The sequence below is a fragment of the Drancourtella sp. An12 genome (assembly GCF_002160935.1).
In the GTDB taxonomy this organism is placed as follows: domain Bacteria; phylum Bacillota; class Clostridia; order Lachnospirales; family Lachnospiraceae; genus Sellimonas; species Sellimonas catena.
Map to the genome: position 1 here is coordinate 352,473 of NZ_NFLO01000001.1, position 12,012 is coordinate 364,484.

11 protein-coding genes are annotated in these 12,012 nt (G+C 46.0%); 8 read left to right on the forward strand and 3 right to left on the reverse strand.

What is annotated here, in order from left to right:
• Positions 1–55: 55 nt before the first annotated feature.
• Both B5E64_RS01740 and B5E64_RS01745 read right to left on the reverse strand, forming a co-directional pair.
• Positions 56–787: an ABC transporter permease gene (locus B5E64_RS01740; protein ID WP_242958913.1), complete on the reverse strand. Its 732-nt coding sequence runs from the start codon at positions 785–787 to the stop codon at positions 56–58.
• Positions 784–1,635 (reverse strand): ABC transporter ATP-binding protein, encoded by an 852-nt coding sequence (locus B5E64_RS01745; protein ID WP_087166793.1) that lies wholly within the window; start codon positions 1,633–1,635, stop codon positions 784–786. Before B5E64_RS01745 ends, B5E64_RS01740 begins: the two co-directional genes overlap by 4 nt.
• Before the next feature lie 180 nt (positions 1,636–1,815).
• Here B5E64_RS01745 and B5E64_RS01750 point away from each other — a divergent pair, with 180 nt between their 5' ends.
• Genes B5E64_RS01750 through B5E64_RS01765 form a run of 4 tightly spaced genes read left to right on the forward strand, consistent with a single transcriptional unit; the run spans position 1,816 to position 6,418 of the window.
• Positions 1,816–3,825: a TIM-barrel domain-containing protein gene (locus B5E64_RS01750; RefSeq protein ID WP_087166794.1), complete on the forward strand. Its 2,010-nt coding sequence runs from the start codon at positions 1,816–1,818 to the stop codon at positions 3,823–3,825.
• A gap of 14 nt (positions 3,826–3,839) precedes the next feature.
• Entirely contained in the window at positions 3,840–4,481 is a 642-nt protein-coding gene (gene nth, locus B5E64_RS01755; protein ID WP_087166795.1) for an endonuclease III, read from the forward strand.
• Between the two features lie 17 nt (positions 4,482–4,498).
• A complete protein-coding gene (locus B5E64_RS01760) occupies positions 4,499–5,440 on the forward strand; it encodes a putative ABC transporter permease (RefSeq protein ID WP_242960055.1) in 942 nt (313 codons plus the stop codon).
• Between the two features lie 18 nt (positions 5,441–5,458).
• A complete protein-coding gene (locus B5E64_RS01765) occupies positions 5,459–6,418 on the forward strand; it encodes a DMT family transporter (RefSeq protein WP_087166797.1) in 960 nt (319 codons plus the stop codon).
• 59 nt (positions 6,419–6,477) lie between these two features.
• Here B5E64_RS01765 and B5E64_RS01770 read toward each other — a convergent pair whose 3' ends face one another.
• A complete protein-coding gene (locus B5E64_RS01770) occupies positions 6,478–7,341 on the reverse strand; it encodes an AraC family transcriptional regulator (protein WP_087166798.1) in 864 nt (287 codons plus the stop codon).
• Between the two features lie 163 nt (positions 7,342–7,504).
• Here B5E64_RS01770 and B5E64_RS01775 point away from each other — a divergent pair, with 163 nt between their 5' ends.
• From B5E64_RS01775 to B5E64_RS01790, 4 genes are all read left to right on the forward strand, one after another.
• Entirely contained in the window at positions 7,505–10,789 is a 3,285-nt protein-coding gene (locus B5E64_RS01775) for a DUF5107 domain-containing protein (RefSeq protein WP_087166799.1), read from the forward strand.
• Positions 10,790–10,802: 13 nt separating this feature from the next.
• Complete coding sequence (locus B5E64_RS01780) at positions 10,803–11,216, forward strand: ureidoglycolate lyase (protein WP_087166800.1); 414 nt, start codon at positions 10,803–10,805, stop codon at positions 11,214–11,216.
• A 277-nt stretch (positions 11,217–11,493) separates the two neighbouring features.
• Positions 11,494–11,706 carry a FeoA family protein gene (locus B5E64_RS01785; protein ID WP_087166801.1) on the forward strand — a complete coding sequence of 71 codons (213 nt, stop codon included), beginning with the start codon at positions 11,494–11,496 and terminating at the stop codon, positions 11,704–11,706.
• A 47-nt stretch (positions 11,707–11,753) separates the two neighbouring features.
• Positions 11,754–11,972 (forward strand): ferrous iron transport protein A, encoded by a 219-nt coding sequence (locus B5E64_RS01790; protein ID WP_087166802.1) that lies wholly within the window; start codon positions 11,754–11,756, stop codon positions 11,970–11,972.
• Positions 11,973–12,012 lie beyond the last annotated feature (40 nt).

A 12,012-nucleotide genomic window follows, 5' to 3' on the forward strand; every position in this document is an offset into this window, starting at 1 on the left:
CCATCTGTTTCACTGTCTTTGTACAGTTTACCTGATAAAAAGGCAGGAGTCAAAATCAATTTGACTCAAAGCCGTTTTTCCGGTAAAGGATGAGAAACAGCAGGATGGAAAGCAGGGCCTCCAGGACAAGTACCAGAATTCCTTTCGTATCGATCACAGACGCTCCGAGATCCAGATTGGTGATGGCCGTGTTAAGCGTTCCGGTAAACAGAAAGCCGGAAATCCGTTCGATCGTTTCGTTCAGACCGGAGAGCATCGGGATGAGCATCAGTACAATCAGAACCGGAGTGGTGATGGTGCCGGCGGTCATCTGGTTTGGTGCAAAGATTCCGAAAATCATGCCGATGATACAGCTGATCATAGAAGCAGCTGTCGAAACAGCCAGGAAAGCCATCCATTCGGAAGCGTCAAAGGTCATTCCGGAAAGGAAGACACAAAGCACATTGACGATGATAAGCAGAGCCAGTGACGGTAGAAGACTTCCGATGGAAAATTCCAGTCCGTTTACGGAGGAGGTCATCAGGGTGCGGAGTGTATGTTTTTCTTTCTCTTCGGCAAGCAGAGCGGCAACGCAGTAGATGCCGGTCATACAGATATTCATCAGTACACCCATGGACAGTGCATAGCCGCTTGTGTCAACGCCGATGTCCATATTTCCGTATATCATTTTGATCAGATAGGTAAAGGCCAGAGAAAATGCCGGCATGATAATCAGGTTTTTGCTGAAAAGTGTGCGGCCTTTTACTTCCATAATTGCGGTCAGTTTTCTAAGATGAATGGTTTTCATGATAATGTCCTCCCTGTCACAGTTAAAAATACAGTTTCCAGTGTAGGTTCGCAGGAGTGAATCGTCTCAATCACGTTCTGCGAAATCCAGCCGGCGAGTTTCCGGCTGGTTTCTTCACTTTGTTCCAGCTCATGCCGGCTTCCGTCCTGTAAACGGACCCGGTACCTCTTGAGGGTATTATATTTCAGGCAGATGGATTCCGGTGTGCCGTACTCTACGATGGTGCCTTCGTTTAGCAGGGCAACGTGGTCGCAGAGTTTGGAGGCCTCTTCCATATTGTGAGTGGTCAGGAAAATGGCCATACCGGATTCTTTCAACTCAAGAAGCATCCGGTGGATTTCCAGAGCGGTCGTCGGGTCCAGTCCGCTGGTCGGCTCATCCAGAAAGAGTACTTTGGGGCGGTGAAGGATGGCCCGTGCAAGGATGAGGCGCTGTGTCTGGCCTTTGGAAAGCCTGCCGGCAGGTTTCTTCCGGTGATCATACAGCCCGATCCGCCTCAGAAGAGGGCCAATATCCTTGAGCGGTACATTCAGAAGCCTTGCAAAATATTTCAGATTGTCATAGACGGACAGCCGCTCATAGATTCCGCTTTGATCCGTAACAATTCCGATCTGTTCATAGATGGACTCATCAATGTCCTGACAACGTTTTCCAAGCACTTTGGCTTCCCCGGAAGTAGGGAGAAGCTGTCCGGTCAGGATTTTGATGGTTGTGGTCTTCCCAGCACCGCTAGGGCCAAGAAAACCGAGAATTTCGCCTCGGTGAAGGACGGCGCTGATATCTTTCAGAACGAGGTCATTCTGAAACTTTTTGGATAGATGGTGAAAGGAAATATATTCGTTGTTCATAAGCTTACTCCTTTTTTGTTAATACTGTACTTGTTCGATAAGTACAGTCTAGCACGAACTGACACTACTGTCAATATTAGATATATACAGTTTGAATTTTTTTTCAGGTTTCGTTTGACAACAGGAAAAAACAGTGATTAGATAGGAGTATGCAATTATGAGAAGAAAGGAAGAAAGAGTATGATCAGCAGATATACATATGGAAGTTGCATTGAAACCGGTGCGGTGCCGGAAAAGCCAGAGATCGAGGCGGGAGCGCTTCCTTTTTTTGTGGTAGATGAAGAACAGATGACTTTGACATACCGGATGGCGGAACACGACCGGGTATACGGACTGGGGGAAAATCTGCGCGGAATCAACAAGCGTGGATGGATCTATGAAAGCAAATGTACGGATGACCCGAATCATATGGAAGAAAAGCGTTCTCTTTATGCTGCCCATAACTTTTTTGTAGTGGACGGTTCGGAGACGTTTGGCGTTTTCGTGGACTATCCGGGAATTGTAAGTTTTGATATTGGATATACGAAGATGGAGGAACTGAAAATTCAGGCATCGGACTGGAATCTGGATGTTTACGTGATTACAGGCATGGATGTGAAAGATATTGTAAAGCAGTTCCGGAAAATGATCGGACGCAGTTATATTCCGCCGCTGTGGGCATTTGGATATGGACAGAGCCGCTGGGGATACCGGAGTGAGGATGATGTCCGGGAAGTGGTGAAAGCGTACCGGGATCTTCAGATTCCGCTGGACAGCGTATATCTGGATATCGATTATATGGAGCGGTATAAGGATTTTACCCTCAATCAGGAAACATTTCCGGATTTTCCGGACTTTGTAGAAGAAATGAAGAAGGAAAACATTCACCTGGTACCGATTATCGATGCCGGCGTGAAGGAAGAAAAGGGATATCCGGTATATGAAGAGGGAATCGAGAAGGGATACTTCTGCAAAAAAGAAGACGGGACTCCGTTTGTGGCAGCAGTCTGGCCGGGCAGAGCCTTATTCCCGGATATGCTCAATACCGAGGCGCGGAACTGGTTTGGAGATCAGTACCGTTTTCTTCTGGATCAGGGGATCGAGGGCTTCTGGAACGACATGAATGAGCCGTCCATCTTTTATACGGAGGACAGCCTGAAGGCGGTCATGGAAAAAATCGACACCTATAAAGGGAAAAATCTGGATCTGGACAGTTTCTGTGAATTCCAGGGGCTTGTGGGAGGCCTTTCCAACAATCCGGAAGACTATAAAGCATTTTACCATGATATGGACGGTGTCCGGGTGCGCCATGACCGGGTGCACAACCTGTTTGGATACAATATGACAAAGGCGGCAGGAGAAGCGTTTGAACGTCTGGAACCGGACAAGAGAATTCTCATGTTTTCTCGTTCTTCCTATATCGGTATGCACCGGTATGGCGGAATCTGGCAGGGTGACAACAAGTCCTGGTGGTCCCACCTGCTTTTAAATATCAAGATGATGCCGTCTTTGAATATGTGCGGTTTCCTCTATACAGGAGCGGATCTGGGCGGATTCGGCGCAGATACGACAGAGGAACTTCTGATGCGCTGGCTGGAGTTCGGCATTTTCACGCCGCTCATGCGGAACCATTCCGCCGCGGGAACAAGGGAGCAGGAAGTCTACCGGTTTGGAAATACAGCAGGATTCCGGCATGTGATCGGACTGAGATACCGGCTTATCCCGTATCTTTACAGTGAATATATGAAAGCGGCGCTCCGCGGCGAAATGATGTTCCGCCCGCTGGCCTTTGATTATCCGGACGATAAGTATGCCGCTCAGGTGGAGGATCAGCTGCTTCTTGGCAATGAGCTGATGCTTGCCCCGGTCTATGAGCAGAACGCGAGAGGGCGTTATGTTTACCTGCCTGAGACGATGAAGATGGTACGCTTTAAGGAGGACGGAACGATGGAGACAGAGATCCGTCCGGCAGGACATCAGTACATCGATGTGGAACTGACAGATGTTGTATTTTTCATGCGTCCGGATACGCTGATTCCGCTGGCAAAACCGGCACAGTGTACGCAGGACATTGATTTTGAGCATCTGGAGCTTTTGAAATTTGTGCAAAATGAGATGGCATCTTATGAATATTATCATGATGACGGATACAGCAAGGATTATGAAAATCCGGAACATCTCTCTCTTCTTTTTTCAACGACAGAAGAATAAAATGGAGTGAAAAAATGACCAAAAAAGAGCTGACATTAGAAGTAATTGAAAGATTGAGAAAAGAATATCCGGACGCGGACTGCACGCTGGATTACAATGAGGCGTGGAAGCTTCTGATCAGTGTCCGGCTGGCGGCACAGTGCACCGATGCGAGAGTCAATGTGGTGGTGCAGGATCTGTATGCCCAATATCCGGATATCAACGCAGTGGCGGATGCACCTGTGGAAAAGATTGAAGAAATTGTGCGTCCGTGTGGATTAGGAAAGAGTAAGGCAAGAGATATCAGCGCCTGTATGAAGATCCTGAGAGACGAGTACGGCGGACAGGTTCCGGACGATTTTGACGCCCTGTTGAAACTCCCGGGTGTCGGCAGAAAAAGTGCAAACCTGATTATGGGAGACGTCTTCGGAAAACCTGCCATTGTGACCGACACGCATTGTATTCGTCTGGTAAACAGAATCGGTATTGTGGATGGCATCAAGGAGCCGAAAAAAGTAGAGATGGAGCTCTGGAAACTGGTGCCGCCGGAAGAGGGGAGCAGTTTCTGCCACCGTCTTGTTTACCATGGGCGGGATGTCTGTACAGCAAGAACAAAGCCGTACTGTGACAAATGCTGTTTAAGTGATCTGTGCGGAAAAAACGGGGTTGACAATTAATAAGGAGGAAAATGCGATTGACCTATCAATATACCTTTATTCAGTGGCTGCTGTTTTTCTTCATTTACTGTTTTCTCGGATGGGTATGGGAGAGCTGCTATGTTTCCATAAAGAAGAGGGAATGGATTAACAGAGGATTCCTGCACGGACCGATGCTGCCCATTTATGGAAGCGGTGCGATTATCGTGCTTTTATGTACAATTGGAGTGAGAGATCAGGTGATTCTGATATTTATTTTCGGAATGACAGGGGCAACCATTCTGGAATACGTGACAGGGGCCTGCATGGAGCGGCTTTTCCGGGTACGGTACTGGGACTACAGCCATATGCCGCTGAATCTGAAGGGCTATATCTGTCTCCCGGTTTCGCTTGGCTGGGGTGTGTTTTCTGTGCTTCTTGTGCGGGTGATCCATGTACCGATTGAAAATCTGGTTCTCCAGATTCCGGAACGGATTGCAGAAGTAGTATCTGTTGTCTGTTCCTCCGCGTTTGCTGTGGACTTTACTCTGTCCTTCAGCGAGGCAATGGACCTGCGGGATATGCTGATCCGGTTAAGCGACAGCAACGAAAAGATCCAAAGACTGCAGAAGCGTCTCGAAGTTGTTTCCGCATTTGCGGAGGATGGACTGATGCAGTATCAGATGAAACGGGAAGAACGAAAGATGTCCCGGAAAGAATTCCTGGAAGGAATGATCGAACGGCAGAGAGAAAACCGTCGTATGATGCTTGTGGAGCTTATTGACAGAGTCAACGAGTCCATAGATGCCGGTCTGGAGAAGCGGGAAGAGCTTCAGAAAATTAAAACACAGATCGAGCAGGAATTTAAGAACATCGGATCGCTGACGAACCGGGCGGCAAGACGTTCCGCAAGACTGCTGCACCGAAATCCGAATACGGTATCGAAGAGATATGCCGAAGCGTTAAAGCAGGTACAGGAAATGCTGAAGAAAAAGAAATAGGAATGAGGAAAAAACAACATGAAAAAAGAAAAGCTTTTGACCAACGGATGGGTGGTGGCCATCGGGGCCATCATCAGCTGTGCGTTGTGGGGAAGTGCTTTTCCGTGCATTAAAATCGGATATAAGCTGTTGAATATCGCCGCGGATGATGTCAGCACACAGATTTTATTTGCGGGGGTGAGATTTACACTTGCCGGCGTGCTGAGCATTGTATTTGAAAGCATCATAGAAAGAAGAGTACTGCTTCCGAAAAAAAGTTCCATTGGAAATATTCTGAAGCTGTGTATGATGCAGACGGTCATCCAGTACCTCTTCTTCTATGTTGGACTGGCACACTCAAGCGGAGTAACCGGATCGATCATCACGGGAACAAACAGTCTTCTGACGATTCTGATTGCCTGCTTCATCTTCCGCCAGGAAAAAATGACGCTTCCGACCATGATTGGGTGTGTGGTCGGTCTTGCCGGTGTCGTTGTAGCAAATCTTGGAGGGGGTTCCATCGGAACACAGATGCACCTTAATGGAGAGGGATTTGTCTTTATTGCGGCATTATTTTATGCGCTCTCATCTATCTATCTGAAGAAATATTCGCAGCAGGATGATCCGGTCATGTTAAGCGGCTATCAGTTCCTTGTGGGAGGACTGATCCTTTCCGTGCTTGGATTTGCAACAGGCGGACGGTTGTCAGGATTTACCTTACAGTCATCCCTTCTGCTTTTGTATCTCGGATTTTTATCCGCCATGGCTTATGCGCTCTGGGGCATTCTTCTGAAATACAATCCGGTGTCCCGCGTAGCGATTTACGGCTTCACCAATCCGGTGATCGGGGTACTCTTATCAGCGTTGCTTCTTGGAGAAGGTGGCCAGGCATTTTCCGCAAAAAATCTGCTGGCACTGTTGCTGGTATGTACGGGAATTATTGTCGTGAACCTGTGGAAAAAGAAAGCAGGGGAACAAAAGGTGCCTCAGGCAGAATAAAATAAAGAAACTTTATTAAATCGGGAATGGTTTATTGGAATCATTCCCGATTTTTATGTTCAGAAGGCGGAAGGGGAGAGGGTGCCGCTTGAGCGATACTGGCTTGGAGTGCATCCTTCCCATTTTTTGAAGGTATTACAAAAACTGGTTTCGCTCTGAAATCCTGTACGAAACGCAATTTCTTTTATGGAAGTGCCGGAAGATTTTAAAAGAAATTTTGCTGCGGAAATCCGGGTGGCGATCAGATAATGGTGGGGTGTCATCCCGGTTTCTTTTGCGAAGATCCTTGTGAAATGGTATGGACTGACATTCGCCTGTTTTGCAAGTGTAGTCAGCGTGAGGGATTCATGAAAGTGTTCATTTATATAGGTGATGGTATCCGCAATAGAGGAAGTGCGAAGGGCGCTTCTCTTTTTGCTCTGCCCGGAAAAGAGAAGACTGTTTAAAATACGGGTAATATAATCGGAGAGAGCATGTTCTTCCAGCGGAGAAGAAGTGCGGAAGATTTCATAAATCCGGGAGAGCAGGCCGCCTGGAACTTCCGGATGCGCAGGGGCAATAACAGGACCGCATTCAGACAGAATTTCATCATGGTAAGCGCGGGCGAGAGGACCGTCAAAATGCAGCCAGACAGCCTCCCAGGAATCCTCACTGCCATAGCTGTGAGGGTGGTAGCAGTCCAGCAGAACAAACTGTCCGGCTGAGGCGGTATAGGATTGTGAGCCAGCCGAAACAGTGCAGGTTCCTTTTGAAATATACATGATCAGAAAATTGTCAAAATGATTTCTTTCTATGAAATAACCCGGCTCATAGATAAAATATCCGGTCAGGAGCGGATAGAGGTAGAGCTTTCGGGCAAGGGCGCTTGGGGTGTAGACATAGTAGTCTGACTGAGGTGAAACTTTGAATTCGGTAGAACGCATATGATACCTCCATTTCTTTTAATGCTATTGTAAAGCAATTATCTGTAAAACGCAAAAGAAACAGCAATTTTTTTAAATAGATGAACAAGAAACAATAATGATTTCGCGGAAAATGCATATTACAATATGGTTAAAATAATAAATGCAGACGAGGAGTATCAATATGGAGGAAGTAAAGATCTGGGAAGAAGAGGTAGTCATTCCTGCCTACGAGATTGGGGAACCGGATAAAAACCCGATGTTTCTGGAAAAGAGAGTCTATCAGGGCAGCAGTGGAAAGGTGTATCCTTATCCGACGATAGAAAAGATCAGTCAGGAAAAGACAGATAAAGTTTACAAGGCAGTATTTCTTGAGAATCAGTATATTAAAGTGATGATTCTTCCGGAACTTGGCGGACGGATCCAGAGGGCCTATGATAAGACGAACGAATATGATTTTGTATATTATAACCGTGTCATTAAGCCGGCGCTGGTCGGACTTCTGGGACCATGGATATCCGGAGGAATTGAATTCAACTGGCCGCAGCATCACCGGCCGACGACATTCATGCCGGTAGATTATCTGATTCAGGAACATGAAGATGGAAGTAAGACGCTTCTTGTCAATGATGTGGATCAGATGTATGGGACAAAAGGAATTGCAGGATTTACGCTGTATCCGGATAAGGCGTACATTGAAATCAGAGGACAGCTTTACAATCGGACCGCGCTGCCGCAGACCTTTCTGTGGTGGGCAAATCCGGCCGTTGCGGTTAACGACTACACGCAGTCAATCTTTCCGCCGGATGTACATTCGGTAATGGATCATGGAAAAAGAGATGTTTCCCGTTTCCCGATTGCCAACGGGGTGTATTATAAACACGATTACAGTGAGGGAGTTGACATTTCACGATATAAAAATATTCCTGTGCCAACTTCTTATATGGCAGAAAAGTCTGACTATGATTTCGTGGGAGGCTATGATTATCAGAAAGAGGCTGGAATTCTGCATGTGGCAGACCACCACATTTCGCCGGGCAAGAAGCAGTGGACCTGGGGATGCGGGGAATTCGGAAAAGCATGGGACCGGAATCTGACGGACGAGGATGGACCGTATATTGAGCTGATGACGGGAGTATATACGGACAATCAGCCGGATTTTACATGGTTAAAGCCGTTTGAAGAGAAGACCTTCTGCCAGTATTTCATGCCGTACAAAAAGGTCGGACCGGTAAAAAATGCGTCGATTCATGCAGCTTTAAATATGGAAGTACGAAAAGAGGGCCTGTATGTCTGCGTATATGGTACACAGCCATATGATGACGCGGAAATTGTGGTGACAAAACAAGGAGAAAGAATCTATTCGGAACGTTGTATGGTCTCGCCGGTAGATATTTATGAGAAGGTGCTGGACATTACGGTGGAAAAAGAATCAGATCTCAAAGTACAGGTATTTTCAGGAGAAGAGCTGCTTGTTGAGTACCGGCCGGAAGATGCTGGAATTCCGGAGCTTGCAAAGCCGGCGGAGGCGGCAAAAGATCCGGAAGAGATTATGACAAATGAGGAACTGTTCCTCACCGGACAGCACATTGAGCAGTACCGGCATGCGACGTATCTGCCGGATCCATACTATCTGGAAGGATTAAAAAGGGATCCGGGTGATATACGAATCAATAACGCATATGGACTTCTGCTGATGCGAAGAGGATGTTTTGAGGAGGCTGAATCCTGTTTCCGGAAGGCGTTGCAGAGGTTGACCTGGAAAAATCCGAATCCATATGACAGTGAGCCGTACTATAATCTGGGACTGGCATTGTTTTATCAGGGGAAAATGGAAAAAGCTTTTGACGCATTTTATAAGGCAACCTGGTCAAATGAACAGCAGGAAATGTCCTTTTATTATCTGGCGGCGATTGAGTCGAGAAGAGGGCATTATGAGGCTGCGTTGGAGTTCGTCAACAAGGGGCTGGTGAAAAATGTGCATAATATCAAAGCAAGAGGTCTGAAAGCAGTGATATTGCGAAAGCTTGGGAAACAGGAAGAAGCAAAGCGGCAGATCGAAGAAAATCTGAAGGTGGATCCGTTCGACTTTGTGTCTATGTTTGAGAATGCTTTATTGGAAAAGGACAGTCCGGATGCACTCGCTGAGATGAATAAGCGGATGAGAAACTTTGGGGAATCCTATTTGCAGGCAGCCAGAGACTATGCAGAATCCGGAAATTATGAGGAAGCGGTTGCGATTCTGGCACAATGTACGGAAGAAAAGCCGATGCTTTACTATTACAAAGGGTATTATCTGCACTGCATGGGCAGTACCACGGAAGCGAAAGCGGTTTATGAAACAGCTGAAACATGCAGTCCGCTTTACTGTTTCCCGAACAAGCTGGAAGATATTGCAGTATTGAAGGATGCGATCGCAGCCTGCAGTGATGGAGCAAAAGCATACTATTATCTGGGAAATCTTTATTATGACAAGCTGCAGTTTGACCGGGCTGTTGCTTTATGGGAGGAATCAGAAAAGCGGGATGACAGTTTCCCGACGGTTCATAGAAATCTGGCGATTGCTTATTATAATAAGAAAAAGGATCCGGCGAGAGCACAGGAAGAGCTGGAGCGGGCATATGAACTGGACGAGACAGATGCACGGGTGTTCCTGGAACTGGATCAGTTATATAAAAAGCTGGAAGTCCCGTTTGAACAGCGGATCCAGAATTATGAAAAGCATCCGGAAGTCATAGAAGAAAGAGATGACGTACGGATTGAATATATTACATTACAAAATCTGCTCGGAAACTACAAGAAAGCATATGAATCAATTATGTCCCACACATTTCGTCCATGGGAAGGAGCAGAAGGAAAAATTACGACTCAGTATAAGATTGCACTTCTTGAGATGGCAAAAGAATGTATTGATGTAAAAGAATACGGACAGGCAAAGGACTATCTTGAGAAGGCGCTCAGGTATCCTGAAAATCTTGGAGAAGGACGTCTGGAGGGAACGAAAGATAATCATATTTACTATTATCTGGGAATTTGCAATAAGGCGCTTGGAAAAGAGCAGGAGGCGCACGGATACTTTGAACGGGCTTCTCTGGGAGACATCGAACCTGCCGGAGTAATGTATTACTATGATCAGCCGGCGGATATGATTTTGTATCAAGGACTGGCAAAACGGGAGCTGGGTAAGGAAAAGGAAGCCAGATCACGGTTCTTTAAGCTGCTTGATTACGGGGAACAACATCTGAATGATGAAATGCGGATTGAGTATTTTGCGGTTTCCCTTCCGGATTTTCTGATTTTTGAAGATGACCTGAACAGGAAAAACAAGGCTCACTGCTGGTATTTAATGGGGCTTTCTTCTCTGGGACTGGGCGAACTTCAAAAGGCAGAAGGATTTTTTGACAAGGCGCTGTCATACGATGCCAATCATCAAAATGCACGGATGTACCGGAAAATGACCTTGAAATAGAAGGAGGAGAAGAATGAAAACATTACAGTATGTTCAAAGAGAAACATTTTTACCATATGGAGAGGTCCTGGAATTTCCGGCCGGCATAGAAGAAACATTCTGTATTATTACTACAGAAGAGAAGGAACCATGGAGGCTTGCCGTGTTCCGGTATACAAACAAAGAAATCCAACGGATGGAGTGTCACCCGACATCCCGGGAAAGTTTTGAACCGCTGCATGGGCTGACAGTTCTTGTGGTAGCAACGCATGAAAATCCGGAAGAATACGAAGCATTTATACTGGACAAGCCGGTATGCCTGAAGAAAGGGATCTGGCATCAGGTGCTGGCACTGACAGAGGAAGCACAGGTTAAGATTGTGGAGAATCTGGAAGTACAGTCCGAATTTTATGATCTGGAAAAAGCGATCCACGTTTTGGTAGGATAGATACCGCAAAGAAAACAGACACAGTGGAAAAGGCGTTGTAATCATGGACAGGAGTCTGTAATTACAGCGTCTTTTTGATAAATACCATGTATTTGACAGCCCCGAAGAGAAAGCGGATTCATGACCGATTGAACAGGAAACATAAAATTCTTAAATTATTAAAAAAGTATAAACACATGCTTGACAAAGGAAGTTAGTGGTAGTAAACTTGATAACAGTTAGAAAATGCTAACCATTTTCCGGAAGGAAAAAGATTCTAATAAGCGGAGGGGATTCTATGCAGCCATTGATTTTTTTACAGCAGGGTGATAAGGCCTGGATTAAACGCGTGGGCGGAGCCGAGGAAACAAAAAGATTCCTGGCCGGACTTGGGTTTGTCGAAAATGCGGAAGTCAGTGTGATTTCTAAATTAAATGGGAACCTGATTGTAAATATCAAGGATTCCAGAGTCGCAATCAATGAAGACATGGCTAAACGTATTATGGTATAGCTGGCGGAAAACACCGGCTGTTTTAACCTATAGGAAGGAGAAGACAGATGACATTAAAAGATGCAGAAGTAGGTTCAACAGTAGTAGTAACCAAAATTGAAGGAGACGGGGCGTATAAGCGCCGGATCATGGATATGGGAATTACAAAAGGGAGCGAAATTTATATCAGAAAAGTGGCGCCTCTTGGAGATCCTGTAGAAATTACTGTGAGGGGATACGAACTCTCTGTAAGAAAAAATGATGCAGAGTGCGTACAGGTTAAGTAAAACTAACAAAATTTTTTTAAACATAAGTTAATAGTAACTA

What these genes read in the sequence shown, in the direction of transcription:
- B5E64_RS01770 (WP_087166798.1), bottom strand. Translation starts at nt 7,341, where the DNA reads ATGCGTTCTACCGAATTCAAAGTTTCACCTCAGTCAGACTACTATGTC.
- B5E64_RS01765 (WP_087166797.1), top strand. Translation starts at nt 5,459, where the DNA reads ATGAAAAAAGAAAAGCTTTTGACCAACGGATGGGTGGTGGCCATCGGG.
- B5E64_RS01745 (WP_087166793.1), bottom strand. Translation starts at nt 1,635, where the DNA reads ATGAACAACGAATATATTTCCTTTCACCATCTATCCAAAAAGTTTCAG.
- B5E64_RS01775 (WP_087166799.1), top strand. Translation starts at nt 7,505, where the DNA reads ATGGAGGAAGTAAAGATCTGGGAAGAAGAGGTAGTCATTCCTGCCTAC.
- B5E64_RS01750 (WP_087166794.1), top strand. Translation starts at nt 1,816, where the DNA reads ATGATCAGCAGATATACATATGGAAGTTGCATTGAAACCGGTGCGGTG.
- B5E64_RS01740 (WP_242958913.1), bottom strand. Translation starts at nt 787, where the DNA reads ATGAAAACCATTCATCTTAGAAAACTGACCGCAATTATGGAAGTAAAA.
- B5E64_RS01785 (WP_087166801.1), top strand. Translation starts at nt 11,494, where the DNA reads ATGCAGCCATTGATTTTTTTACAGCAGGGTGATAAGGCCTGGATTAAA.
- nth (WP_087166795.1), top strand. Translation starts at nt 3,840, where the DNA reads ATGACCAAAAAAGAGCTGACATTAGAAGTAATTGAAAGATTGAGAAAA.
- B5E64_RS01790 (WP_087166802.1), top strand. Translation starts at nt 11,754, where the DNA reads ATGACATTAAAAGATGCAGAAGTAGGTTCAACAGTAGTAGTAACCAAA.
- B5E64_RS01780 (WP_087166800.1), top strand. Translation starts at nt 10,803, where the DNA reads ATGAAAACATTACAGTATGTTCAAAGAGAAACATTTTTACCATATGGA.